Source organism: Actinokineospora sp. NPDC051303, assembly GCF_055586285.1.
In genome coordinates this window covers 362,919-387,374 of sequence record NZ_JBVJIN010000001.1, presented here as the reverse complement: position 1 = coordinate 387,374, position 24,456 = coordinate 362,919, and the positions used below count along the sequence as shown (strand labels likewise).

General features: G+C 71.8%; 27 protein-coding genes and 1 pseudogene. 13 read left to right on the top strand and 15 right to left on the bottom strand.

All coding sequences use genetic code 11. The features are described 5' to 3' along the window. Positions 1–18 precede the first annotated feature (18 nt). Genes ACZ6SD_RS01670 through ACZ6SD_RS01655 form a run of 4 tightly spaced genes read left to right on the top strand, consistent with a single transcriptional unit; the run spans position 19 to position 3,792 of the window. On the top strand, positions 19–1,413 hold the full coding sequence (locus ACZ6SD_RS01670; RefSeq protein WP_465314947.1) for an acetyl-CoA carboxylase biotin carboxylase subunit: 1,395 nt from the start codon (positions 19–21) through the stop codon (positions 1,411–1,413). Continuing rightward, positions 1,410–2,495: a DUF6081 family protein gene (locus ACZ6SD_RS01665; RefSeq protein WP_465314946.1), complete on the top strand. Its 1,086-nt coding sequence runs from the start codon at positions 1,410–1,412 to the stop codon at positions 2,493–2,495. The genes ACZ6SD_RS01670 and ACZ6SD_RS01665 overlap by 4 nt, the downstream gene beginning before the upstream one ends. Further along, complete coding sequence (locus ACZ6SD_RS01660; RefSeq protein ID WP_465314945.1) at positions 2,492–2,875, top strand: lipocalin-like domain-containing protein; 384 nt, start codon at positions 2,492–2,494, stop codon at positions 2,873–2,875. Before ACZ6SD_RS01665 ends, ACZ6SD_RS01660 begins: the two co-directional genes overlap by 4 nt. Beyond that, the gene (locus ACZ6SD_RS01655) at positions 2,872–3,792 is read left to right on the top strand and encodes an alpha/beta hydrolase (RefSeq protein ID WP_465314944.1); all 921 of its coding nucleotides are present in this window, start codon (positions 2,872–2,874) and stop codon (positions 3,790–3,792) included. The genes ACZ6SD_RS01660 and ACZ6SD_RS01655 overlap by 4 nt, the downstream gene beginning before the upstream one ends. A gap of 264 nt (positions 3,793–4,056) precedes the next feature. Here the strand turns inward: ACZ6SD_RS01655 and ACZ6SD_RS01650 are convergent, their stop codons facing one another. After that, positions 4,057–4,647, bottom strand: coding sequence for a flavodoxin family protein (locus ACZ6SD_RS01650; RefSeq protein WP_465314943.1), 591 nt, complete (start codon positions 4,645–4,647; stop codon positions 4,057–4,059). A gap of 356 nt (positions 4,648–5,003) precedes the next feature. Here ACZ6SD_RS01650 and ACZ6SD_RS01645 point away from each other — a divergent pair, with 356 nt between their 5' ends. After that, on the top strand, positions 5,004–5,726 hold the full coding sequence (locus tag ACZ6SD_RS01645) for an AfsR/SARP family transcriptional regulator (RefSeq protein ID WP_465314942.1): 723 nt from the start codon (positions 5,004–5,006) through the stop codon (positions 5,724–5,726). Positions 5,727–5,802: 76 nt separating this feature from the next. Here ACZ6SD_RS01645 and ACZ6SD_RS01640 read toward each other — a convergent pair whose 3' ends face one another. Continuing rightward, positions 5,803–6,336 carry an acetyl-CoA carboxylase biotin carboxyl carrier protein gene (locus tag ACZ6SD_RS01640; protein WP_465314941.1) on the bottom strand — a complete coding sequence of 178 codons (534 nt, stop codon included), beginning with the start codon at positions 6,334–6,336 and terminating at the stop codon, positions 5,803–5,805. A 17-nt stretch (positions 6,337–6,353) separates the two neighbouring features. After that, positions 6,354–7,136 (bottom strand): SDR family NAD(P)-dependent oxidoreductase, encoded by a 783-nt coding sequence (locus ACZ6SD_RS01635; RefSeq protein ID WP_465314940.1) that lies wholly within the window; start codon positions 7,134–7,136, stop codon positions 6,354–6,356. A 158-nt stretch (positions 7,137–7,294) separates the two neighbouring features. Here ACZ6SD_RS01635 and ACZ6SD_RS01630 point away from each other — a divergent pair, with 158 nt between their 5' ends. From ACZ6SD_RS01630 to ACZ6SD_RS01620, 3 genes are all read left to right on the top strand, one after another. Beyond that, positions 7,295–7,720, top strand: coding sequence for a nuclear transport factor 2 family protein (locus ACZ6SD_RS01630; protein WP_465314939.1), 426 nt, complete (start codon positions 7,295–7,297; stop codon positions 7,718–7,720). Positions 7,721–7,834: 114 nt separating this feature from the next. Beyond that, entirely contained in the window at positions 7,835–8,308 is a 474-nt protein-coding gene (locus ACZ6SD_RS01625; RefSeq protein ID WP_465314938.1) for a DoxX family protein, read from the top strand. Beyond that, the gene (locus ACZ6SD_RS01620; RefSeq protein WP_465314937.1) at positions 8,305–9,003 is read left to right on the top strand and encodes an intradiol ring-cleavage dioxygenase; all 699 of its coding nucleotides are present in this window, start codon (positions 8,305–8,307) and stop codon (positions 9,001–9,003) included. The genes ACZ6SD_RS01625 and ACZ6SD_RS01620 overlap by 4 nt, the downstream gene beginning before the upstream one ends. Positions 9,004–9,091: 88 nt before the next feature. Here ACZ6SD_RS01620 and ACZ6SD_RS01615 read toward each other — a convergent pair whose 3' ends face one another. From ACZ6SD_RS01615 to ACZ6SD_RS01600, 4 genes are all read right to left on the bottom strand, one after another. Then, the gene (locus ACZ6SD_RS01615; RefSeq protein WP_465314936.1) at positions 9,092–9,742 is read right to left on the bottom strand and encodes a hypothetical protein; all 651 of its coding nucleotides are present in this window, start codon (positions 9,740–9,742) and stop codon (positions 9,092–9,094) included. A gap of 44 nt (positions 9,743–9,786) precedes the next feature. Next, the gene (locus ACZ6SD_RS01610; RefSeq protein ID WP_465314935.1) at positions 9,787–11,109 is read right to left on the bottom strand and encodes a helix-turn-helix transcriptional regulator; all 1,323 of its coding nucleotides are present in this window, start codon (positions 11,107–11,109) and stop codon (positions 9,787–9,789) included. Positions 11,110–11,174: 65 nt separating this feature from the next. Further along, positions 11,175–11,567, bottom strand: coding sequence for a nuclear transport factor 2 family protein (locus ACZ6SD_RS01605; protein ID WP_465314934.1), 393 nt, complete (start codon positions 11,565–11,567; stop codon positions 11,175–11,177). Positions 11,568–11,701: 134 nt separating this feature from the next. Beyond that, entirely contained in the window at positions 11,702–12,442 is a 741-nt protein-coding gene (locus ACZ6SD_RS01600; RefSeq protein WP_465314933.1) for an AraC family transcriptional regulator, read from the bottom strand. Between the two features lie 55 nt (positions 12,443–12,497). Between ACZ6SD_RS01600 and ACZ6SD_RS01595 the strand changes: the two genes are divergently transcribed. After that, entirely contained in the window at positions 12,498–13,067 is a 570-nt protein-coding gene (locus ACZ6SD_RS01595) for a class I SAM-dependent methyltransferase (RefSeq protein ID WP_465314932.1), read from the top strand. Here ACZ6SD_RS01595 and ACZ6SD_RS01590 read toward each other — a convergent pair whose 3' ends face one another. Further along, positions 13,068–14,483: a TIR domain-containing protein gene (locus tag ACZ6SD_RS01590; protein WP_465314931.1), complete on the bottom strand. Its 1,416-nt coding sequence runs from the start codon at positions 14,481–14,483 to the stop codon at positions 13,068–13,070. It abuts the gene before it with no gap. A 158-nt stretch (positions 14,484–14,641) separates the two neighbouring features. Here ACZ6SD_RS01590 and ACZ6SD_RS01585 point away from each other — a divergent pair, with 158 nt between their 5' ends. Next, positions 14,642–16,063 carry a toll/interleukin-1 receptor domain-containing protein gene (locus tag ACZ6SD_RS01585; protein WP_465314930.1) on the top strand — a complete coding sequence of 474 codons (1,422 nt, stop codon included), beginning with the start codon at positions 14,642–14,644 and terminating at the stop codon, positions 16,061–16,063. Positions 16,064–16,253: 190 nt separating this feature from the next. Continuing rightward, a complete protein-coding gene (locus ACZ6SD_RS01580; protein WP_465314929.1) occupies positions 16,254–17,543 on the top strand; it encodes a S8 family peptidase in 1,290 nt (429 codons plus the stop codon). A gap of 54 nt (positions 17,544–17,597) precedes the next feature. Here the strand turns inward: ACZ6SD_RS01580 and ACZ6SD_RS01575 are convergent, their stop codons facing one another. From ACZ6SD_RS01575 to ACZ6SD_RS01560, 4 genes are read right to left on the bottom strand one after another with little or no spacing between them, the layout of a single operon-like run. Beyond that, positions 17,598–18,767, bottom strand: coding sequence for an NAD(P)/FAD-dependent oxidoreductase (locus ACZ6SD_RS01575; protein ID WP_465314928.1), 1,170 nt, complete (start codon positions 18,765–18,767; stop codon positions 17,598–17,600). 55 nt (positions 18,768–18,822) lie between these two features. Continuing rightward, a complete protein-coding gene (locus tag ACZ6SD_RS01570; protein ID WP_465314927.1) occupies positions 18,823–19,176 on the bottom strand; it encodes a hypothetical protein in 354 nt (117 codons plus the stop codon). After that, the gene (locus ACZ6SD_RS01565; protein ID WP_465314926.1) at positions 19,173–19,598 is read right to left on the bottom strand and encodes a hypothetical protein; all 426 of its coding nucleotides are present in this window, start codon (positions 19,596–19,598) and stop codon (positions 19,173–19,175) included. The genes ACZ6SD_RS01570 and ACZ6SD_RS01565 overlap by 4 nt, the downstream gene beginning before the upstream one ends. Next, entirely contained in the window at positions 19,585–20,508 is a 924-nt protein-coding gene (locus ACZ6SD_RS01560) for a GTPase domain-containing protein (RefSeq protein ID WP_465314925.1), read from the bottom strand. The genes ACZ6SD_RS01565 and ACZ6SD_RS01560 overlap by 14 nt, the downstream gene beginning before the upstream one ends. Before the next feature lie 121 nt (positions 20,509–20,629). On the opposite strand from ACZ6SD_RS01560, the gene ACZ6SD_RS01555 reads away from it, so the two are divergent. Next, a complete protein-coding gene (locus ACZ6SD_RS01555) occupies positions 20,630–21,775 on the top strand; it encodes an alkaline phosphatase family protein (protein WP_465314924.1) in 1,146 nt (381 codons plus the stop codon). Between the two features lie 33 nt (positions 21,776–21,808). Here the strand turns inward: ACZ6SD_RS01555 and ACZ6SD_RS01550 are convergent. Then, a pseudogene (locus tag ACZ6SD_RS01550) lies at positions 21,809–22,192 on the bottom strand (fumarylacetoacetate hydrolase family protein); the annotation flags it as partial. A gap of 68 nt (positions 22,193–22,260) precedes the next feature. Between ACZ6SD_RS01550 and ACZ6SD_RS01545 the strand changes: the two are divergent. Next, positions 22,261–22,926 carry an alpha/beta hydrolase family protein gene (locus tag ACZ6SD_RS01545; protein ID WP_465314923.1) on the top strand — a complete coding sequence of 222 codons (666 nt, stop codon included), beginning with the start codon at positions 22,261–22,263 and terminating at the stop codon, positions 22,924–22,926. 96 nt (positions 22,927–23,022) lie between these two features. Here ACZ6SD_RS01545 and ACZ6SD_RS01540 read toward each other — a convergent pair whose 3' ends face one another. After that, positions 23,023–23,229: a ferredoxin gene (locus ACZ6SD_RS01540; protein ID WP_465314922.1), complete on the bottom strand. Its 207-nt coding sequence runs from the start codon at positions 23,227–23,229 to the stop codon at positions 23,023–23,025. Continuing rightward, a complete protein-coding gene (locus ACZ6SD_RS01535) occupies positions 23,229–24,428 on the bottom strand; it encodes a cytochrome P450 (RefSeq protein ID WP_465314921.1) in 1,200 nt (399 codons plus the stop codon). The genes ACZ6SD_RS01540 and ACZ6SD_RS01535 overlap by 1 nt, the downstream gene beginning before the upstream one ends. Positions 24,429–24,456: the final 28 nt, after the last annotated feature.

Genomic DNA, 24,456 nt, shown 5'->3' with positions numbered 1-24,456 from the left:
ATCCAGCGAGGAATCCCGATGTTCCAGAAGATCCTGATCGCCAACCGCGGCGAGATCGCCGTCCGGGTCGCCCGCGCGTGCAAGCAGCTCGGCGTGCCCTCGGTCGCGGTCTATTCCACAGCGGACCGTGATTCCGCGGTGGTGCGCCTCGCCGACGAGGCCGTCCACATCGGACCGGCGCAGCCCGGCCGCAGCTACCTCAACGCGGCGGCGGTGTTGCAGGCCGCGGACCAGTGCGGCGCGGACGCGATCCACCCCGGCTACGGCTTCCTGTCCGAGTCGCCCGACTTCGCCGACGCCTGCGAGGCCGCGGGGGTCACCCTCATCGGTCCGCCCGCCGCGGTGCTCGCCGAACTGGGCGACAAGACCTCCGCGCGGGCGCTGATGACCCGCGCGGGCCTGCCGCTGCTGCCCGGCGGCCTCGACCCGCTCGACGTCGACGCGGCCGGGGACCTGGCCCGGCGCATCGGGTTCCCGGTGATCATCAAGGCGGCGGCGGGCGGCGGCGGGCGCGGCATGACCGTGGTGACCGACCCGGCCCGCTTCGCCGACGACTTCCGGCGCACCCAGGCCACCGCCCAGGTCCTCTTCGGCGACGGCCGGGTGTATGTGGAGAAGTACCTGAGCCAGACCCGGCACGTGGAGATCCAGGTGCTCTGCGACGGCCACGGCAACGCCGTGCACCTCGGCGAGCGGGACTGCACGGTGCAGCGCAGGCACCAGAAGCTCATCGAGGAAAGCCCCGCCCCCGCGCTGCCGGACGGCCTGGCCGAGCGGATGGGCCGCTCGGCGGTGGCGGGCGCGGTGGCGGCCGGGTACGTCGGCGTCGGCACCTTCGAGTTCCTGCTCGCCCCGGACGGCCGCTACTACTTCATGGAGGTCAACTGCCGCATCCAGGTCGAGCACCCGGTCACGGAGATGACGACCGGGATCGATCTGGTGGCCGAGCAGATCAAGGTCGCCGCGGGCGCGCGGCTCACCGTGCGCCAGGAGGACATCCGGCCGCGCGGGGTGGCGATCGAGTGCCGGGTCAACGCCGAGGACCCGGAAGCGGGGTTCGCGCCGACGCCGGGGCTGGTCGAGGAGTTCGTGCCCGCGGGCGGACCGTTCGTCCGCGTGGACACCCACGTGTACCCGGGTTACGTGGTCCCCCCGAACTACGACTCGCTGCTGGCCAAGCTCGTGGTGTGGGCGCCGGACCGGGCCGAGGCCATCACCCGGATGCGGCACGCGCTGGCCGAGTTCCGGGTGCGCGGACCGCGGCTGCGCACTACACAGGACTTTCTCGGCGATGTGCTCGCCCACCCGAAGTTCGCGGCGGCGGAGCACTCCACGTCGCTGGTCGATGAACTGCTCGCATCCGGACCGGCCGCGCCGGAGGGCGCCCGGTCACCTGGGAAGGCGCTGACATGAGACTCAAGCAGTGCGCGCTCACCGCGGCCGGGCTGGCCGTCGCGCTGGGCGCGGCGATTCCGCCCGCTGTCTCGGCGGCGGACGGGCCGAGGACGCCCCAGCCGTACCGGATCGTGTGGGACGACTTCTCCGCCGGGTTCTCCGCGACCGGCCCGGACGCTAAGTGGTCCCATCTGACGATTGGCCCGTTCGTCGCCGACGACGGGCGGGTGTCGACCTCGCGGCGCGGGTTGCGGGTGGTCGCGCCCGGGGTGAACCCCGGCACTGGGAAGCCCGCGTTCACCAAGACGCTGGGGCAGGCCGATCCCAGTGGTTTGCCCGGCGGGCTCGACCACGTCAAGTGGCTGGCCTACACCAACCACCGGGCCACCACCGGGTTCGCGGGGTTCGACGCGGTTCCCGGGCAGGAGCTGTCCTGCTCGGCCACGATCTCCGGCCGGTCCTACGGCACGGCGGCGCACCCGTTCGGCGGGCAGGTCGCCGACCACGCCGACGACCTGCGGCTGGCGTCGGTGGGGATGCCGGTGCAGGACCCGGAGACCGACGTCGTCTTCGACTTCTTCGTCACCGACGAGCGGGTCTACGCCTTCTACGAACGTCTGCCGCACCTGCGCACGCCGCAGCACAACTACGCGGCGTTCCTCTACACGATCCCGGTCGCGCGCCGCGTCCCCGGGCAGGAGCACGAGTTCACCATCGCCTACGACCGGGCCGCAGGTTTGGCCAGGTGGGTGCTCGACGGCCGCGAGGTCTTCCGGGTGGACAAGATCGGCCAACGACTGCCCGGCCGCGAGCACCTGATGCTCGACCACGGCGGGGTCGAGGAGCGGGTCGCGCCGCGCCAGCTCACCTGCGGGATGGGCATGTTCACCATTCTCGACGGCGCGCTGCCCGGCCGGTCCGCCACCGGCCTGGTGCGGCTGACCCCGGCGGCGAACCACTACTTCGACCCGCTCGCTGGCGCGCCCACGCCGCAGCGCTTCCTCGACGACGCGAGCCGGGAGCGGAACCGGCTGTTCGGGCAGGGCGCCGCGTTCACCATGTCGCGCATGGTCGTGTCGAGCCTGCCGAGCCGACCATGACGCCGGGCGACCTGGTCGGCGGGTGGCGGCTGGTGTCCTACCACGACGTGGCCGCCGACGGCGCGACGAGCACCGGCCCGCTGGGCGAGGACCCCGACGGGCTGCTGCTCTACCACGCGTGCGGGCTCATGTCGGTGAGCATGATGCGCGCCGAGCCGCACGGGTTCATGGGCTACGCGGGCACGTGGTCGCTGGTGGACGGGCAGGTGGCGCACGAGGTCGCGGTCAGCTCCCACCCGCACATGGTCGGCACCCGGCAGGTCCGCGACCTCATGCTCGACGGGGACCGGCTCACGCTCAGCGGCGTGGCGCGCCTGCCCGGCGGCCCCCAGCGGCGCGTCCTGAGCTGGCGGCGGACAACCGAGAGAGGCCCGGCATGACGTACGCGTTCGACCCCGAGCTGGCCCCATTCGCCCCGCGGATGGCGCCGGTCGACTACGCCGACCCCGAGGCGGCGCGGGCGACGCTGCGCGCGGTGATGGCCCGGCAGCCCGCCTACCAGCCGTGCGGGCCGGTCTCGGTCACCGACCGGGTGATTCCCGGGCCGGTGACTGTGCGGCTCTACCAGCCGGAGCGGCGCTACTGGCCGCTGCCCGCGCTGGTCTACCCGCACTGGGGCGGGTTCGTGACCGGAGACCTGGACACCGCGCGCACGTCCTCGCTGCGGATCGCGGACCTGCTCGGCGTCCTGGTGGTCTCCCCGGACTACCGCCTCGCGCCGGAGCACCCGTTCCCGGCCGGGCTGGACGACTGCTACGCGGCGCTGGAGTGGACGGTCGACAACGCCGACGAGCTGGGCGTCGATCCGCGGCGCGTCGGGGTCGGCGGGCTCAGCGCGGGCGGCGGGCTGGCCGCGGCGCTGGCGCTGCTGGCCCGCGACCGGGGCGGGCCGCCGGTGCGCTTCCAGTGCCTGCTGTTCCCCGAGCTGGACGACCGGTTGGCGACGGTGTCGGCGCGGACGTTCGTGGACACCCCCATGCTCGACCGGCGCAACCTGGCGCTGAGCTGGAAGCACTACCTGCGCGGGTCCGGCGGCAAGGTGTCGCCGTACGCGGCGCCCGCGCGGGCGACCGACCTGAGTGGACTGCCGCCCGCGTTCGTCACCGCGTGCGAGTTCGACCCGCTGCGCGACGAGGGCCTGTCGTACGCCCACCGGCTGATCCAGGCGGGCGTGCCGACCGAGGTGGCGCACTACCCCGGCACCTTCCACGCCTCCATCGGCGTCGCGCACGCCGCGGTGTCCCAGCGGATGGTCGCCGACCAGCTCGACGCGCTGCGCCGGGGCCTGGTCGGCTGAGGGGAAACGCGCGCAGGCCGATCACCAGGAAGCCGCGGCGACACGTTCCGGCAAGCAGGTGCGTAAACCCCGCGCGTCAACGGTCTGGCGGACCCCGGCCGGGTCGTCCCGGCCGGGGTCACCCCCAGACTGGTCAGGCGACCGCGCGGGAGGTGTCCCCGCGCGAAGCGCCCGCCAGCCGCCACTCCCGGTCACGGCCGGGCATTCCGGACGCGGCCCGGGCCGCGCCCCGCCACCGGCGGAGCACAACGCCCGGCCCGCGGTTCACCGCAGTCGTCCCCTACGCAGCAGGTGGGCGTGCTCGGCCACCCGTTTGCCCAGGTGCGCCGCGGTGAGCAGGTCGGACTTGTGCACCAGCTCCGGGCCCTCGTCGCCATTGGACTGGGCGGTCGCGCCGAGCCAGACGCCGAGGCGGTTGAGGTCGTTCTCCGACGCGGTGCTGGTGTTCCAGCCGGGCATCAGGCCCAGGTTCACCCAGTGCATCCCGTGCTGGGCGGCGAGCAGCGTGAAGTAGTGCAGGGTGTGCAGCTTGTCCCCGCCCTTGGAGCCGGAGTTGGTGAACCCGGCGGCGATCTTGCCCGCCCAGGCCTGGGCCACCCACCGCTTGCTGGAGTCGTAGGCGAAGGTGTGGAACGCCGGGCTGGCCGCGCCCATGTAGGTCGGCGAGCCGAAGATGATCGCCTCGGCCGCGTCCAAAACGGTCCACTGCTCGTCGGTGATCGTGTCCACGGCGATCACGACCGCGGCCGTGTCCGCGACTTCCGCCGCCCCGTCGCGCACCGCGTCCGCCATTCGGGCCGTGTGCCCGAAACCACTGTGGTAAGCGACCGCGACCGTCACCGAATTGTCGGACATGCGTCCACCCCTCTCCGCCGATTGAGTGCCGCGCGACCCGCGCGCCCACTCCAGCGTGCCCTATCGGCGGGTGGATGCCGCCTATTCTTTCGAGCACTTCGACCTAGCCGAACGGTGAGTATTTAGAGGTCGAACTCATCGCACTTAATGCGCGTCGCCATCCGGCCGCCGGGGTAGAATACCGCAGCGAGGGCACTTCCCGGGGGGCCGGGCGGTTCGGGAGACGACCGGCGTTCGGCGGGGACCGACGTGGGGGCGTGCCACTCCAAACCAGGGGGAAATAGATGATCCATAATATGCGGTTCACGGTGCTCGGGAGAATCGAGATATCACATGGCCAGGACAGCTCGGTCATCGTGAAGAAATCGAAGACCGGGCAGGTGCTCGCGCTTCTGCTGGCACGCAACAACGAGACGGTGGGGGTGGACACGCTCATCGAGGAACTCTGGGGGGACCGGGTTCCGCGCAGCGCGCTCACCACGTTGCAGACCTACGTCTACCACGCCCGGAAGATGTTCGCCCGCAGCCTGCACGTGCCGTGCGCGGAGTCGCTGCTGGTCACCAGGCCGCCCGGGTACCTGATCTCGGTTCCCGACGACGCGGTGGACGCCAACGTCTTCGAGTCCCTGGTCAAACAGGGGATCGCGGGGCTGGCCGCGGGGAACGCCGAACTGGCGGCCGACCGGCTGACCGAGGCGCTGCGGCTGTGGCAGGGCCCGCCGTTCGCGGGGATGCCGGTCGGCGAGGTGCTCGACGCGCACGTCACCTACCTGCACGAGTTGCGGCTCTCGGCGATCACGCACCACGTCGAGGCGAACAAGCGCCTCGGCCGCTACCAGGTGCTGGTTCCCGAGCTGCGCTCGCTGGTCGCGGCCAACCCGCTCAACGAGGGGTTCCACTCGCAGCTCATCGAGGTGCTGCACAAGTGCGGCAGGCGCGCGGAGGCGTTGCAGGCGTACCAGCGGCTCCGCCGCGTCCTCGACGCCGAACTGGGCGTGGCGCCCGCCCCCGAGGTGCAGCGCCTGCACCACGAGGTGCTGGCGCACGGCACGGGCCTGCGGACCCCGAATCCCGTCTAACCCGTTCGACAGACTAGATCGCCACCGTCCACCGAGTCGTCCTCGGTGGACGGTGGCGTTTCCCCCTGGTGGAAGGCTAGGCGGCGGGTTCGAGGACGAACAGCGGCTCGTCGTACTCGGCTGGCTCGCCCTCGGCCTTGAGCACCTCGGTGACGGTCCCGGCGGTGTCCGCCTCGACCGGGATCATCAGCTTCATCACCTCGATGATGGCCACCTGGTCGCCCGCCGCGACCGTGTCGCCGATGGACACAAACGGCTTGGCCCCCGGCTCGGGCGCGACGTGGAAGACGCCCACGGCCGGGGCGCGCACCTCGTGGCCCGCCCGCCCGGGAGCGACCGTGTCGGCGGGGCCGCCTGCCGCCGCTCCCCCGTCGCCGGTGAGCGCGGGCTCGGCCGAGACGGCGCGGGGCACGCCCGGCCACCGCGCCTCCACGGTGACGCCCGCGGCCTGGATGCGCAGCGACGTGGGCGGGCTGTGGAACTCCCGCAGCAGTTTCAGGGCGTTCTCCCGGACCACGCCGAGCGCGTCGGAGACCGCGACGAGATCGGTTTCCGCGCCGCCGTCGGAGTCGGCTGGCCGCTGGTTCACGGCCGGTCGGTGGTTCGTCATGGTGTCTCCCCGTCGCCTCAGTAGTTCCCGAGCCCGCCGCAGACGTTGAGCGCCTGGGCGGTCACCGCGTCGGCGCCGTCGCTGACCAGGTACCGGACCATCGCGGCCACCTCGCGGGGCTCCACATAACGGCCGATCGGGACCCGGGCGGTGATGCGGGCGTGCGCCTCGGCCTCGTCCACGCCCCAGATCCGGCCGTAGTGCTCGCGCACCCGCTCGGCCATCGGCGTCTCCACGAACCCGGGGCAGACCGCGTTGACGGTGATCCCGGTTTTGGCCAGTTCGAGGCCGAGCGCCTTGGTGAAGCCGACGACGCCGTGCTTGGACGCCGAGTACGGCGCGGCGTGCACGACGCCCTGCTTCCCGCCGGTGGACGCGATGTTGATGATGCGGCCGCTGGTCTTCGCGCCCATGCCGCCCAGGGTGAGCACCCGCTTGGTGACCAGGAAGACGCTGTTCAGGTTGGTGTTGATCACCTCGTGCCACAGGTCGTCGTCGATCTCGGCGGTCGCGCCGCCGCCCGGGCGGCCCGCGTTGTTGACCAGGATGTCGATCGGGCCGAACCGGTCGACGCAGGCCAGCACCAGGCTCTCGACGTCGGCGACCGAGACGACGTCGCAGGCCTGCCCGTCGACGTCCAGTCCCGCGCACTGGAGTCGCTTGACGGTGTCGGCGACCGCGTTCGCGTCGCGCGCGCAGAGGAACACCTGGTGCCCGTCCAGCGCGAGGCTCCGCGCGATTTCCAGCCCCATTCCGCTGGTGGCTCCGGTGACAAGCGCTACGCGTTGGGTGTCCGCCATGACTGCTCCATTTCCCCCGGCCTTGTGCCTGTGGCGGCCGAAACTAAGCAGGCCCACTCGAACCGCGGTCGAAGCGCTCCAGCGCGGCCTTTCGACCGAGCTTCGAGCCTGGCGCGTCACCGTGCGGAGAACGGCTTTCGCATCGAAAGGGCTTCGTCATGACCACGACCACCGGAATCGACACCGACCTGTATGTCGAGGTGCAGCAGTACTACGCGCGGCAGATGCGGCTGCTCGACTCGCGCGACCTGCCCGCGTACGCGGACACCTTCACCGAGGACGCGGTGTTCGCGCACAGCGCCGACCGGGAGCCCGCGCGCACCAGGGCGGGCATCCTCGCCGACCTGGTGGAGTTCCACCGGCAATTCGAGACCGACCCGATGCGGCGCAGGCACCATTTCACCATGCTCGACGTGGTGTTCCACGACGGCGAAGAGATTCACACGGTGTTCTACGCGCTGGTCGTCATCACCCGGCCGGGCGCCCAATCCGAGATCAGGGCGAGTTGCGTGGTGACCGACGTCCTGGTCCGCGAGAACGGCGAACTGCGCAACAAATCGCGCGTCGTGGAGATCGACACCTGAGCCGCGCGGCCGTTCGGCTAGGAAGGTCTGCTCCAACAGGCGATGTTCACGCCTCCGGGCTAACCAGAAGACTCATAAAGGACATTTCTCCACCTGCCGACCATGGAGGTAGCTGTGTCCCGACGTCACCTGCTCACGGCCAGCGTTCCCGCGCCCGCCACCGACTCCGCTCTCCTGCTCCTGCGACTGGTGGCCGCCGTGGTGTTCAGCGCGCACGGGTGGGACGCGCTCGGCGCCGCCGGGGGCATGGCGGGGGTGATCGAGGAGCAGCGGGCGGCGGGCATCCCGCTGCCCGAACTCGCCGCCCCGGCCACCATCCTCACCGAGATCGTCGGCGGGGTCCTGATCGCGCTGGGCGTGCTGACCCGGCTGTGGGCGGCGGGGTTCGCCCTGATCATGATCGGCGCGTGGGTCTTCGTCCACGCGCCGCACGGGATCTTCGTGCAGAACGGCGGCTTTGAGTTGGTGATGGTGCTCGCCGCCGTGTCGGTCACGCTCGTGGTCACCGGGCCGGGCCGCTACAGCGTGGACCACGTCCTCGCCACACGCGCGGACGCCGTGCCCGAGCCCAGCGTGGGCCGCCGATGACCGGAGAGAACACCGTGGGCGGCAACGCGACCGGCCCGGAGAGACACCCGTCCCGGCGGGCGGTGCTGGTCGGCATGGGACTGGGGCTGACCGCGCTGGGCTGCGCCGCGCCAGAGCCGCCCAGCCCCGGACCGTCCGCCGGGCCCGGCTGCGTGCTCACCCCGGAGGGCACCGAGGGGCCGTACTACCTGGACGCGGACCTCCACCGCGCCGACATCACCGACGGCAGGCCCGGAGTGCCGCTGCGGCTGCGGATCACGCTGGTCGACGCGGCATCGTGCGGGCCGGTTCAGGGTGGCGCGGTCGACGTCTGGCACGCGGACGCGGGCGGGCGGTACTCCGGTTTCGAGTCCGACCGGGACAGCCGGTTCCTGCGCGGGGTGCAGGTCACCGACGCGGCGGGCGCGGTCGAGTTCACCACGATCGTGCCCGGCTGGTACGACAACCGGACCGCCCACATTCACGTCAAGGCGTTCGCGGGCGGCCGGGAAACCCACACCGGGCAGCTCTATTTCGGCGAGGACGTGATTTCCGCGGTGGCCCGGGTGCGCCCGTATTCCGACCGAACCGATCCCCGCACCGACAACGCGAACGACTTCCTCTTCGGCCGGTCCGGCGACAAGTCGATTCTCACGGTGACCGGAACGGCGGCGTCGGGCTATCAAGCACAGATCACCCTGGGCGTGCGGACCTAGCCCGGATGTTTCGCGTGGCTGTCGTGCTGGCCTGATCGGGTTTGGATTGAGTGTTCGATCAGACTTCCGCACCGACCTGCCCAGGGCATCAGTGGAGTAGGTCCGGCCGGACTCTGGCTATCTCCTGGGTCAGCTGCCGGACCGTGGCGATGTTCGGCAGTCTCAGTTCCACTTCCGGACTGGCGTCCGGCAGGGGCTTCACCAGCGCGCTGTGGCGAGTCGCGAAACGGCCGTCCGCGGGGGTGAACACCAGGGCAGGCAGCACGGGCTTCGAGTTCGGGTCGCCCTTGACCGGCGGGCGCGGTTCCCGTCCGCGCACGGCACGCAACTCCTCCCACGCGATCAGATCGGATCTGCGGCCGGCTCGCCACCACAGTCCACGTTGATCGACCAAGAAGCGATGCATGCGGGGGACGGAGCCCACCATGAGTAGCAGACCGCCCAGCGCGAGCGCGCCGAAGAGGAACGACGCGGCGGCCGGAGAGATATTCTTCGCTCTCGACGAAGCTGACGGATGCCCGACGTCCGGGAAGACGGCGGCCAACCCGAAGACGACGACCATGGCCAGCCCGCCGATGAACGCCCACCGGCCGGACCGGTATTCGATGACGGGCGTCTCAGGATCGGGGGACCATGTCTGTCCGGGCACGAACGGCAGCGTAGCTGAAGCCGGCTCCAGCAGTGCGGGGGTCGCGACCCGCGCTCCGGAGCGCGCCAGCCACCCGGTCAGCTCGGCCACCCATGCGCCGCGGCGTGCCTCACCGCCTGCGGCTAGCTGCCTACCTAGATGGCGTGCCTGCCGGAGCGGGTGTCGGTGGGCAGGCGGACCAGGGAGACGCGCGCGGGCAGGCCAGCGGCCCTGGCCACGGCGGCGGCCTCGCCGCGTGAGGTGACCTCAAGTTTGCTGAGGATGTTGGCGACGTGGAACTTCACCGTGTGCTCGCTGATGTGCAGGTGCGCGGCGATCTGGCGGTTGCGGCGGCCCTGGCTGAGCTGTTCCAGCACGTCGATCTCGCGGGGGTTGAGCGAGCTCAGCGGGTTCGCGTCGGGTACCTCCGGCGGGGTCAGCGGGAGGCTGGCGGTGACGGTGGTGCCCCAGTCCGGCGGCGAGTCGAACTCCAGGGCGCCGTTGAGGGCGCGGAGCCGGTCGCTGAGGCGGAGCACGGGGAGCGCGTCGGCGGCCAGCGTGCCCGCGCCGTTGTCGCGGACGCTGACCCGCAGCCTGGTGTCCTCCACCTGCCAGGTGACCCTGATCCGGGTGACGCCGCCCTGTTCGAGCATGATGACCACCGCGTCGCGGACGGTGGCGCGGGCGGCGTTGGCGACGTCGGCTGGCAGCGACCGCTGGGCGGCCTCGGGGCCGGTGAGGTCGAGCGCGACGTCGCTGTAGCGGGTGAGCAGGCCCAGGGTGTCCGCCAGCCGGGCGAACGCCTCGCCCGCGGTCTCCTCGCTGGTGGCGCGGTCCTGGTCCAGCGCCGAGCGCAGCTCGATGAGCGCGGACACCGCGACCTCGATCGCGGTGCGGCGCGCGGCGGCGTCGTCCAGGGTCTTCGAGCGCAGCGTGACCAGCAGCGTGGTCAGCGTCGTGGCGTGCGCGTCGGTGAGTTCGGCGACGGCCTTGGTTCGCGCGCTGGCCGCGGCCCAGTTCTCGGCCATGTGGACCGGCACGGCCTCGGTGAGCAGGTCCACCACGTGCAGGGTCGCGAGGTCCCACAGCTGCTGTGTGACCTCTTGCTCGGCGGCCGTGGGCGCCACTCCGTCTTCGGGGAGCACCGCGAGCAGCGCCCCCGCCGACCCGGACGGCGCCGAGGCAACAGCCAGCACCGGCCGGGCCGTCCCACCCACCACGGCCTGCCCGAACCACGGGCGGCCGACGTCGACAAGCCGGGCGAGCGAGGCCATCTCCGCGCTCGTGGCCTCGACGGCGCCCTGGCTCATCAACGGCGACCGCGCGCAGTCCCCGGTCAGCATCACCACCGCCCGGTGGGCCACCACATCGGCCAGAATCTCCGAGAACCGCTCCAGCGTCTGCGAGAGCGGCGCGCCCATCAAGGCGGTGGTCGCGCGGAGGGTGTGCCGTGGGTCGGCCCAGTCAGCCAGTGCCATAGGCCCAGGGTATGGCGTCGCCCGGCAGCCCACAGTCACTCTTTCGGCTAGGTCCGCCTAGCCGTTCAGAGCAGGTCCGCCGCCGCCGTGTCCGCCTCGATCCCCTGCCCGACATCCCACTTCTCCACGATCCGCCCCTCGGCGACCCGCCAGATGTCCACCGACACCGCGCTCGGTGCCCCGTCGGCGAGCCGGATCAGGGAGTAGGTCCACACGAAGTCGCCTTCCGCGATCATTCTCCTGATCTCCAGCGAGAACCCCGGAAACCGATCCGCCACCTGCTCCTGAAAGCTGTCGACCGTGCGCCGGTGCCCCACCCCGGCCCCGCGATGGTGATTGTGAAACCCCGCGCCGAGAAACGCCACGGCCCGGTCGAAGTCCTTCGCGTCGTAGAACGCCGCGCAGAAGTCCGCGACCAGCTTCTTGTTCGCGGACAGCACGTCGCTGGTTTCCGTCATGCCCTCTCCCGGTGCCATCGAGACCCGCCAACAGCATCATGGCTAGCGGGGCGGCATCGCGCCGGTAGTCGGAGCGGTTCGACCCCCACTGGTGGGCGGGCCGGTCACACCGCGACCGGATCCGGCGGTGGGGGTCAGGAGGCGAAGTAGGCGCTGGGGGTTGTGCCGACCTCGCGGTGGAAGGCGGCGACGTAGGCGCTGGCGGAGCCGTAGCCGACCCGGCGGGCGACCGAGGCGACCGGCATTCCGGCGGCCAGCAGCGGCAGGGACGCGCGCAGGCGGGCCTGGGTGCGCCAGGTGCCGAAGGTCATCCGGCACTCCCGCAGGAAGATCCGCGCGAGGGTGCGCTCGCTCGCGCCGACGGCCCGGCCGAACTCGGCCAGTCCTCTCGGGTCGGCTGGGTCGGCGAGGAGTGCGGCCTGGACTTCCCTGGCCCGTGGGTCGACCGGCGCGGGCACGGTGATCGGGACGACGTCGACCGGGTCGAGCAGGTCGAAGGCGACGGCTTCGGCGCGGCGGCGCTGGGGCGCGCCGATGCCGTCGCCGGTGAGGTATTCGAGGATCTCGCGCAGCAGGGGGCGCACGGCGACCATGGTGGGGGCGGGCCAGCGCACCGGGCAGCGGCCCGGGTCGGCGTAGACGCCGCGCAGGGCGGCGCGGCCGACCGCGCCGGTGCGGTGCCGGACGCCAGCGGGGAGCCACAGCGCACGGGTCGGCGGCAGCACCCAGTGCGCGTCCCCGACGGTCACCGCGACCACCCCGCGCGCGGACCAGACGAGTTGGTGGACGGCGTGCTCGTGCCAGGGAATCCACGTTCCGGCGGGCAGGTCGAACTCGCCGAGCACCATCGCGCCGACCTGACCGTTCTGCGACATCGCCTGTCAGCCTATCGCCTGTCGGACAGTCGATCACTGCCCTACCGTCGACTCCATGCCGATGAACCTGTTGCACCGCAAGATATGCGCCTCCGCCACGTGGGCGGACGCGGTCGCCGAACGCCTCCCCCGCCGCCTGGCAGGCGTCGACCTCGGCGACGACCCGCTGGAGATCGGCCCCGGTTTCGGCGCCACCACCGCCGTCCTGGCGGACTTGGCCCCCAACCTGACCGTGCTCGAAATCGACCCCGCCTCGTGCGCCGCCCTCCGCGCGAAGTTCGGCGGCCGGGTCGACGTGGTTGAAGGCAGCGGCGCCGCGATGCCCTTCGACAGCGACCGCTTCTCCGCCGTCGTCTGTTTCACCATGCTGCACCACATCCCGACGACCGAACTCCAGGACGCCCTGTTCGCCGAGGCGGTCAGGGTGCTGCGGCCCGGCGGGGTCTTTCTCGGCGTCGACAGCCAGTCAAGCGTCGTTTTCCGCCTGCTCCACATCGGCGACACGATGACCATCGTCGACGCGGCCACCCTGCCCGCCCGCCTCACCCGCGCCGGTCTGCGCGACGTTCGGGTGGACCGTGAGCCGAGGACGATCGAGTTCGCGGGCGTGAAACCCGCCCGGTGACTACGGCTCCGCGACGCCGGGCACGCTGATCTCGGCGAGCGCGCTTTCCAACCGCTCGATCTCGCCGGGCGCGGCGGCCACGACGACCTGGCCCTGCCACCGCCACAGGCGGTACGCGCGGTCGATGGCGCCGAGGTAGCCCGCCAGGGCCAACAGGACCGCGCCCGCCGCCCACGCCGGGGCCGACCAGTGGCCGCCGCCGGATTTCCAGTACGCGGTCAGAGCGACGGCCGCCGCGCCGATCGTGGCGCAGGACCAGAACAGATGCGGCAAGGTGAGCCAGGGCGCGGACTTGCGCAGCCAGGTCACGCGCCGCGAGCGGCAGGACTCGCTCAGCAGGGCGACGCTCGCGGTGAGTTGGTCGAGGGCGAACCTCGCCTGGTCGCGGTGGGTCCGCGAGAGCGGGGTGGCGCTGGTGCGCAGGTGCGTCTCGACTTTGCCGATCCCCCAACGGATCGACGTCGGCCGCGCGGGCAGGTCCGGGGTCGGCCACTGGTCGGCGGACTCGCGGTGGCGGAACCACTGCGCGCCGAGCATTCCCCACAGGCTCGCGATCAGCACCGTCGCGACCAAGCGCAACTCCATGTGAATGGTGTCGGTGGTCAGCAGCACGCCCGCGGCCAGCCCGAACACGACGAGGCCGACGATGGCGTTGGTCCGCTGCGCCACGGGTGTCCGCGTGTAGGCGTTGTGCAGGACATCGAGGGGCGCCTTGGCCAGGCTGACGAGCGTGGCCGTGCCCAACACCACGCCGATGCCGAACAGCCCGGCGACGACCAGCGCGGTGAACCACACGGCCAGGCCCGACGCGTCAAGCGGCAAGACCATCGCGGCGCCCACCGGCGCCAGCAGCCCGAGCACGCCAGCCACGGCGAACGCGACCGGACCGCGTTCCCGCTCGACCCGCCGCGGGGCGTCCCGCACGACCACGTCCGTGCGCACGTGCCGCTCGATCTCGGCGATCACGTCGGCGAGGTCGCGGAGCCAGTTGCCGAACGTGAGGTCCTTCTTCTGCAGCAGCGACAACTCGCTGAGCTCGGGGGGCACCTCGTCGGCGCGCGGCAGCGGGGCGCCGTCGAGCAGCACCGGGATGATCTGCTTTCCCGCGCGCAGCGCGGTGCTCAGCTCGAACCGCACCCAGTCCTGGGCGCCCGCGCGGTCCATCAGGTCGCCCACCCACTCCCGGTGGATCACGGCGACGACGACTTCGCTCTCGGCGAGGTGGTGGCGCAGCACCGAGGGATAGCGGTCGCCCATCCGCAGCGTCGTGTCCACGAAAACCTGGTCTCGGCCGAAATGCCAGGCGAGCCGGTCCGCGATGGCCTCCACGACCTGGGTGTGCACGTGCCGGACCGCCACGTCCGGGTCGCCGTTGAGGTAATAGGTCTGCCGGTAGTTGACGAAGATGGTCGCCATCGCTCAACCGTTCCGCCGCGCCGCCCGCGCGGTTCGCTCCGCTGACATGGACGCATTCTGTCCTGGCGCCGATGGCGCGGACATGGCACGGTCGTCGGCGCGCGTGTCGACGTCCGACGCGGGCGGCGCGGGTCATCAGCGAGCACGGGGGCACGGCAGTGGGCACGATTTTCGTCAGCTATCGAAGACACGACCCCTACGCGCTCGCCGTTGCCGGGCTCGTCGCGCGGCTCGGGCAGCGGTTCGGGCCGGACCGGGTGTTCGTGGACACCGACCTCACCCCGGGCGAGCGGTATCCCGACGAGTTGAAGGCGGCGCTGGCCGCCAGTGACGTGGTGGTCGCGGTGATCCATGACGGCTGGGTCGCGGACTTCGCCGTCGAGCGGCGGATGGACTGGGTGGCCTACGAACTGTCGACGGCGCTGCGCACCGGGAAGACGGTGATCCCGGTCTTGCTGGGGCAGGCCAGGCAGCCCGAGTACCACGAGCTGCCGCCGGAGGTCGCCGAAGTCACGCTGCTGCAGTCCATTCCGCTGCGCCCCGCGGACTACGAGGACGGCCTGGCCAGGCTGACCGCCACGATCGACAAGACGCCCGCGGCGCCAGAGGTGGCCGTCGCGGTCGCGGACCTCACCGGCGACCAGCCCGCCCGGCCGGGCCTGCGGCTGGCGCTGGCCGCGACGGGCTGGGGCGCGGTGTTCACGATCTTCCCCCTGCTGCTCGCGTTCGAGCTGGACTGGCCGGTGTGGCAGAAGCTGCTCACCACGGCGTACATCCTGGTCCTGGTGACGGCCGCCCTCGCCGTCTGCGTCGTCGTGATGGCCGTGCTGCGGCCCCGGCTGGACGCGGTGACCAGGCGGTGGCAGGAGCGGGCGTTCCGGGCGAGCCTGACCGACATGTGGCCGCTCTACGCCCTGTACCTGCTGGTGGTGGCGGTCGTCTGGATGGGGCTTCCGCTGCTCGACGCGGCCTGGCTGGGGACCGAGATGAAGGTCTTGGTGAGCGGGGCCGTCGCGATCGCCTTCGCCCGGCTGGTTCAGCGCCAGGTGGGCCAGGTGTCGCGAGTGGACACCCAGTGGCCGCCGCCGGTCTCCCCGGACACTCTCACCTTCCGCAGGGCCGCGGTCCGACTGCGGGAACTGCTCGCCGAAGGCCACTTGGCGGCCAAGGACTTCGGCAGGCAACGCCAAGCCGAGTCGGTTTACCAGGCCCTGACGCAAGTGCGGGCCGTGCTGCGGGAGCGCGCGGACCGCCCGTGGCGGCGCTGGCTCGCCATGGGGCACCGCAACGATCCCCTTCCGCCCGCTCTGGTCGGCACGCTCGGGGCCGTCGTCGGCCTGACCGTCGCCGGTCTGGTGGTCAGGCTGTCGCTTGGCGACACACCCCCGCGGGTGGTCGCGATCGGGATGGCGCTCATCGCGGCCGCGCTGGCAGTGGCGACGGCGGGCCTCGCGGTGGGCTTCCGCGCCGAGCGCCGCGGCGTGCTGCGCCTGGTCGATGAGCTGGGCGAGTGGGAGGATGAGCTCCGGCCCTTGATCTACCCGGGCGCTCCGGTGACTCAGCCCGAGCGGAAGCCGTAGCGGCTCGCGCGAAATATCCCGTCCACTTTGTCATCGAGTGACGAAAGTGGACGACAACGCCGATGGGCCAAACGGCCTAGGTAGGCGCCGCTCAGTAGTTATCCCGATGAATCCACCGCAGGCGTGGGGCATGTTGGCGCACCAAGCACGGCCATTCGGGTGGAAGGACGCCACTATGGCGACAAGGTCAATGACGACCTCACGTCGGGCAAGAACCTGGCGACGCTGGGTAGGCATCGGATTGCTCAGCCCGGTCGCCATCGTGGCCGGGACCGGGTTGGCCGTGGCTGACGAGGGCGATGTCCGGCACGCCGATTCGGGGCGGGCGATCAGCGGGTCCTACATCGTGGTGCTCAAGGACGGGGTGACGGCTGGGGCGACCACGGACGCGCAGGCGCGCACATACGGCGCCACTGTGCGGCACCGGTACGGCTCCGTCGTGCGCGGCTACTCCGCCACGATGGGCGAGCGGCAGGCCAGGCGGCTGGCCGCGGACCCCCGGGTGGCCTATGTGGAGCAGGACCAGACCGTGACCCTGCTGGACACGCAGACGAACCCGCCGTCCTGGGGGCTCGATCGGGTCGACCAGCGCGACCTGTCACTCAACAGCGTTTACACCTACTCGGCGACCGCGGCCACCGTGAACGCCTATGTCCTCGACACCGGCATCCGCACGACGCACAGCGATTTCGGCGGCCGGGCCCGGTGGGGCACGAACACGACCGGCGACGGCGACAACAGCGACTGCCACGGCCACGGCACCCACGTCGCGGGCACGATCGGCGGCACGGCGCACGGTGTCGCCAAGGCGGTGCGGCTCACCGCGGTGAAGGTCCTCGGCTGCGGCGGCTCGGGCGCCACCTCCGCCGTCGTCGCCGGGATCGACTGGGTCACCGCGAACGCCGTCCGGCCCGCGGTGGCCAACATGAGCCTCGGCGGCAACGCGTCCGCGGCCATCGACGACGCGGTCAAGCGGTCCATCACCGCGGGCATCACCTACGCCGTCGCCTCCGGCAACACCGCCGCCGACGCCTGCGGCCAGTCCCCCGCCCGGCTCGGCGGCGCGAACGGCCTCACGCTCACGGTGAACGCCTCGACCAAGTCCGACGCCAAGGCGTCGTTCTCCAACTACGGCCGCTGCACCGACCTGTTCGCGCCCGGCGCCGACATCACCTCAGCCGGGAAGGACTCGGACACCGCGACCAAGAGCCTGTCCGGCACGTCGATGGCCGCGCCGCATGTGGCCGGGGCCGCCGCCCTCTACCTGGCGGCCAACCCGGCTGCCACCCCGCAGCAGGTCAAGAGCGGCATCGTCGGGGCCGCGTCGAGCGCCAAGATCAGCGGCGTCTCCGGTGACACGCCGAACCGCCTGCTCTACACCGGCCAGGCCGCCCAGCAGCCGCCCAGCCCGACTCCCACCCCGACGCCGACGCCTCCTCCCCCGCCGCCGTGGTGGTGCCAGTGGTGGTGCTGGCGGTAAACACCGCACGATGAGCCATGAGGTCCGCGGGCGCGCGAGAGCCGTCCGCGGACCTCATGGCCGTTTCGCCGGTCGCGACGCCGCCAGGACCCGCGGGCGGTACGGCCCGGGGTGCTGGAACAGCCAGACCGCGGACCGGCACACGATTTCCTTGTACCAGGCGGCGATCCGGCCGCGCAGGAACATCCACTGCGGACTCTCGTCGGCGCCGTGGACGAACTGGATCACGCCCGCGCGCCGCCCAAGGCTCAGGCACTGGTGGAAATAGCGGAACCGGAACGGCCGCGGTGTGCCGCCCGCCAGCCGGGTGGCGATCGCGTCGGCCACATACGGTCCGGTGAAGCCGCCCGAGCGGCAGCCGTAGGCGATCTCCGCGCCCCATGGCCCCGGCGCCGCGGCGGCGTCGCCGATGGCGTGCACCTCGGGGTGCGAGACCGAGCGCAGAGTCCGGTCCACCAGGACGCGGCCGCGGTCGTTCACCGCCAAGCCCGCCGCGCGCGCCAGCGGCGGCACCGTGAATCCCCCGGTCCACAGGACGAGGTCGGCGGGCACGCGCCCGCCGTCGGCCAGCACGACGGCATCCGGGTCGACGCGGGACACCTCGGCGCCCGCGGTGACCGCGACGCCCATTCGGCCGAGCCGACGCCGCAGGTAGCGGGCAGCGCGCGGAGACAGCCACCCGCCGGGTTCGCCCCTGGTGAGCAGCCGGACGGCCAGGCCCGGGTAGGACTCGGCCAGTTCCGCGGCGAGTTCGACCCCGGTCGGCCCGCCGCCGCAGACGGCCGCGACGCCGCCGCGGTCGGCGAGGGCGCTCAGCCGCCCGGCCAGCCGCCGCGCCTCGGCGGGACCCGACAGCGCCGCGGCGTGGTCGGCCACCCCGGGCACGCGGTCCACCTCCGTCACGCTGCCCAGGCCGTAGACCAGCGTGTCGTACCCGATCTCCTGCTCCCCCACCCGCACAACCCGCGCCGCCAGGTCGAGCCCGGTGACCCGGCCGACCACCAACCGCGCCCCCGAACCGGCCAGCACCTCGGCCAACGGCAACTCCGCGACGGCCTGTCCCGCCGCCACCTGGTGCAGCCGAATCCGCTCCACGAACGCGGGCCGCGCGTCGACCAGCGTCACCGACGCCCCAGCCGGGCAGATCCGCCGCGCCAGCCGCTTCGCCGCGACCAGCCCGGCGTAGCCCGCGCCCAGCACGACCACTCGATGTCCGTTCCCCATGTGTCCTCCTCGTCCTCACCCAGCGGACGAGACGCGGCGCGGGACTGTGACAGGCTCAGCACACCGCCTGGGCGGGCACGGGGTCCCGGTAGAGCAGCAGCGCCCCGGCGAGCAGGGCCAGCACGAGCAGCACCGCCCCGGCGGTGTAGAGCATCCGGTTCGTGGCCCGGCCGTCCTCCCGGAAGCCGCTGTCGGGAAGCTGCGCCCGAACCACGGCCGTGGCCACCGACAGCAGCGACGAGACACCGAGGACGATCGCGGCGAGCAGCAGCGTCTGGTCGCTGGGGTCGGCGAGGACGTCCACGCCCGCCACGGCGAACCCCACGAAGACCAGGCCGCCGACCACGGTCAGGATCTGGAGCACGTCGGCGAGGCGGCCGACGTGGGTCCACGCGGTCTCCCCGGTCACCGCGACCGCTCCGAGATCGGGAACCGCGCCACGCGGGCCCGGGTCGCGGCGAGCCGCAGTTCGGACCACTCCTCGTCCTGCGACACCGCGGGCAGCAGGTCGCGCACGGTCCGGGACAGGGCCACCATGACCGCGATGTCGCGCTCGCGGACGCGGTTGACCCGCATGGTCGCCGTGACCAGCACCGCGACGCAGCCCAGCGTGACTAGCAGCACGAGCACCCCGATGATGGCGGCGAGGTCTCCCCCGGCCGCGTAGAGGCCGCTCGCGGCAGCCAACCCGCCGAGCAGGCAGACCACCTGCCAGGCGTAAAGCAGGCTGAGCCGCCAGTTCGCCTGGTCCACCGCGGCCAGGATGGTCTCGGCGTGGACGAGGGTGCGCTCCAGTTCCGCGCCCAACGCCCTGCGGTCAGCCTTGTCCACCACTGAACTCCCAGAGTGTGTCGATGAAGGTGGTCAGGAGCGCGGAGACGACGTCCGGCTTGCCCGTCGACCGCACAACCGCGTCGCCCACAAGGTAGTCCTCGGGGAACGACACCAGCGGCAGCACGGCGAGCCGCGGCCGGTTCGCCGCGCCGAAACGCTGCTCGCCCAGGCTGTTCACCAGGGCGCGCAACTCGCGGGCGAACGGGCTGTCGTCCTCGGGCCGCTCCGCCGGGAGGTAGTACTCGCCCGCCCGGCGCAGGGATTCGGCGTCCTGGAACAGGTCGACCTTCGCCACGGCGATCACCAGCCACAGCGACTTGCGGGTGCCGCGCCAACTCTCCTTGAGCAGCGCGCAGGTCCGGCGGAAATCGTCGAGCTCGCCCTTGCGGTTGTACTCGCGGGTCCGGGTCACGTCGTGGTCGAGACCGGCGGGCGAGTTCCCCACAGTCGTGGAGTCGATGGCGACCTTTTCCGTTGTGTAGTCCCAGATCGTGCTGTATCCCCAGGACACGACGTGCACCACGCCGTCGGGCGACTTGCCGTTGCGAAAGTACTTCCGCAGCGTCCGCTCGCCCTGGTCCGAGTCCTTCTGGCCGGGGACGACGACCGTCTTGATCTGCTTCTTGCCGCGCTCGGTCACCGCGACGAACCGGTCCGACTCGGCGTCGGGGCTCTCCCCCCGCACCGGGTAGACGTCGAGCCGCAGCCTGCCGCGAATCGCTTTCAGCAAAGTGGACTTTCCGGTGCCGCGCATTCCGGTGAGCGCGATGGCCACGTCGGGGGTGATGAAGAAGTTCCACCGCCGTCGAAACTCGACTTTCCGGTCACGCGGGCCGCCCGGCCGCAGGACCAGCGGGGTCAGCGCGGCCCATCGTCGCCGCACCGCCAACCAGATGTCTTCTGGCAACCGAACCTCCGCCGCGCGGGACCGTCGTCGCACCAGTGATCGCCTGGCGCCGAGAGCGCGTTACCCGTAATTCGCTGGCCTCCTTCGCCGTGCTCGCTAAGGTCGCGCTGTGGAGCCGTTCGTGCCGAGGTATGGAACCGGGTCACTCGCCGAGGTCGTGCCCTCGCTGTTGGCCGGGCTCGGGGTGCCGGGCATGGTGGACGTGCTCGGGGTGGCGGGCCCGACGCGGGTGTGCCTGCTGCTGGTGGACGGGTTGGGGTGGGAGTCGCTGCGCGAACACCGCGCCGAGGCCCCGTTCCTGACCGCGCTCGCCGACGACAGCGACCCGATCACCGCCGGATTCCCCGCGACCACGGCCACCAGCATCGCCGCCATCGGAACCGGCGCGGCGGCAGGCGAGCACGGCTTGGTCGGCTACTCGTTCGCCGCCGGTCCCGACGAGCTGCTCAACGCCCTGCGGTGGCACCGGCACGGCGTCGCCGAGCAGGTCGACCTGCGGCAGGCGCTGGTTCCCGAGCGGATCCAGCCACGCCCGACCGTCTTCGAGCGGGCCGCGGCCGCGGGCGTCGCGGTGCGTATGGTCGTGCCGCACGAGCAGCGGGGCAGCGGCCTGTCCCGGGCGGTCCTGCGCGGCGGCGACTTCCACGGCGTGCACGCGCTCGGCGACCTCGTCAGCCGCACCGCGGCCGCGCTGCGCGAACGGGACCGCGTGTTCTGCTACGCCTACCACGCGGACTTGGACGCCTTGGGCCACCTCTACGGACCGGGAAGCGACCCGTGGCGCCACCAATTGTCCTTTGTGGACACCCTGGCCGCCGCACTCGCCAACAGCCTGCCCCCCGGCGCCGCCCTCGTGATCACCGCCGACCACGGCATGGTCGCCGTGCCCGAACCCGACCGCGTCGACCTGGACCACGACCCCCGCTTCCACGACGGCGTCCGCCTCCTCGGCGGCGAGGCCCGCGTCCGCCACGTCTACACCGCCCCGGGCGCCCTGGCCGACGTGCGCGCCCACTGGACCGCCGCACTCGGCGACCGAGCCTGGATCGCGTCGAGGGACGAGGCCATCGCAGCCGGATGGTTCGGCCCCCACGTCGCCGACCACGTCCGCCCCCGAATCGGAGACCTCGTCGTCGCCGCCCGAGACCGGCTCGCGCTGGTCCGCACCGCGACCGAACCCGGCCTGAGCACCTTCGTCGGCCACCACGGGTCACTCACCACGGAAGAACAACTCGTCCCACTGCTCATGGCCCGCAATACCGCCTGAAATCGTCGCCCGGACGCACGAGCCGAGAAAGGGTCAGCGACGGGTGAAGGTTTGACGGAGCTGTCCGATGTGCTCGATGGTGCTGGTGAGGGTTTCGCCGGGTTTGAGGTAGCGCTGGGGGTTCCGGCCGTGCCCGACGCCCGCGGGGGTGCCGGTGAAGATGACGTCACCGGGGTACAGCGGGAGAACGGCGGACAGTGCCGCGATCAGCGCGGGCACCGAAAAAATCAGTTCGGAGGTGCGGGCCTTCTGGACTTCTTCGCCGCCGATCGCGCAGCTGATGTCGAGGTCGTCGGGGTTGGTGAACTCGTCGGGGGTGACCAGCCACGGTCCCATGGGTGTGAAGCCAGGGTGGGACTTGGCGAGGCTGAACTGGGGGACGGAACCGACCATCTGCCGGACGCGTTCGGAGAGGTCTTGGCCAACGGTGAGTCCGGCGACGTGGCTCCAGGCGTCGGCTTCGGTGACCGCGCGCGGTTCGGCCGATGACGGCGACCAGTCCGCCGACCGTCATCGTCGTCGGCGGATTCGACGGCTGGCGCGAGGAATACCACACCGGCGCCACCTACCTGTGCCAGCGCGGCATCGCGGTCCTGCTCATGGACGCGCCCGGCCAAGGCGAAACCCGCCTCTTCGGAGGCCTGACCATGGGGAGCGGCTTCACCGACGCGTTCGCCACGATCACCACGTGGATCACCCAGGAGCCCCGGCTCAACGACCGCGTGGGCGTCTGGGGCAACAGCATGGGCGGATTCCTCGCGGCGGCCGCGGCCATCCACGACGAACGCATCCAGGCGTGCTGCGTCAACGGCGGCACCACCACCCCCGCCGAGTTCCCGCTGCGCTATCCCCGCATGACCGAGAAGGCTCAACTCCTGCTCGGCGAACAGAACCCAGAACGAGCGCTGGCGATCCTGAGCGACCTCAGCCTGACCGCCGACGACCTACGCGCGTTGCGGTGCCCCCTGCTGGTCCTGCACGGCACACCCGACCAAGTTTTCCTCGTCGAGAACGCCCGAGCGCTCCACGACGCCGCCGCGTCCGACGACAAGACCTGGCTCGAATGGCCCGACGGCGACCACTGCCTCTACAACCACTCCCTCGAAAAGCACACCATCATCGCCGACTGGTTCGCCGACCGACTGCTGTGATCGATTAGCCCGCACCGGTCCCTGCCTTTCGCAGGCTGTCCGCGAGACCGATAGCGGGCTTTCACCGCGCCCACCGGCGGCGTCGGAGCGGTGCCGTCACGGTGGTGGGGCGACGCGGATGGCGTTGGCTGGGCAGAGTTCGTTCGCGAGGTGGACCGCGTCGTGGTGCTCGGGGTTTGGGGTGGGGTGCAGGACGGTGACCAGGCCTTCTTCGTCGTCGTGCTCGAAGATGTCGGGGGCGGTCAGGACGCACAGGCCCGCGCCGATGCAGCGGGCGCGTTCGGCGGTGACGTGCAGGGGCATCACCACACCACCGGGAGGCGTTCGACGCCCTGCATGGTGCCGGTGGCGCGCATCGTGATCTCGTCGGCGGGGATGCCCAGGCGCAGGGTGGGGATGCGCTCGAAGAGGGTGCGGTAGGCCAGTTCCAGTTGCAGGCGCGCCAGGTTCTGGCCCAGGCACTGGTGGATGCCGTAGCCGAAGGTCAGGTGCTGGCGGTTGCCCCTGGCCAGGTCGAAGGTGTGCGGGTCGGCGTGCACGCCGGGGTCGCGGTTGACCATGGTGGAGGAGACGACGATGCCGTCCTTGGCGCGGATGGTGTGGCCGTCGATCTCGATGTCGTCGGTCACCCAGCGCACGGCGGCGAAGTCGGTGACGGCCAGGAAGCGCAGCAGCTCCTCGACGGCGGTTGGCACCGGGACGGCGCCGGAGGTCAGGGCCGCGAGCTGGTCCGGGTGCTCCAGCAGGGTGATCACGCCCAGCGGGATCATCGACGAGGTGGTCTCCAAGCCCGCGATCATCAGCACCATCGCGAGTTGCGCCAGCTCGTCCGCGGTGATCTCGCCGGAGCGCACGTGCTCGGTGAGCCTGCCGATGACCCCGTCGCCGGGCGCCTCGATCTGGGCCTCGACCAGCGTGGCCAGGTACTGGGCCAGTTCGGTGCCCGCGCGCTGGGACTGCTCGGCGTCGCGGGCCTGCATGACCCCGGCGGTGGCGGCCTGGAAGAAGTCGCGGTCGGCGTAGGGGACCCCGACCAGCTCCGACATGACCCGCGACGGGATCGGCAGCGCGTACTCGGTGACCAGGTCCGCGCCGGGGCCGATGGCCAGGATGCCGTCGATCAGCTCGTTGATCATGTCCTGGATGCCCGCGCGCATGGCGCGGGCGCGCTTGAGGCTGAACTCGGGGTTGAGCAGCCTGCGGTGCTTGTCGTGCAGCGGCGGGTCCTCGCCGACGAGGACGAGTTTGCGCGCGGCCTGCGCCTGCAGATGCGGGGCCATGGTCGGGTACTGCTCCTGCTGGCGGTCGGCCGACAGCCTCGGGTCGCTGAGCAGCTGGCGGGCTTGGGCGTACCCGGTCACCAGCCACACCCGCTGCCCGTTCCACAGCGTCACCTTGTTCAGCGGGCCGCGGGCGCTGATCCGCCGGTAGGACTCGGGCGGGTGGTACGGGCAGGTGCGGCGCTCCGGAAACGACGGGGCGTCGGCGAGATCGGACGACACGGGGCCTCCAGGATCGGGGAGAAATGGC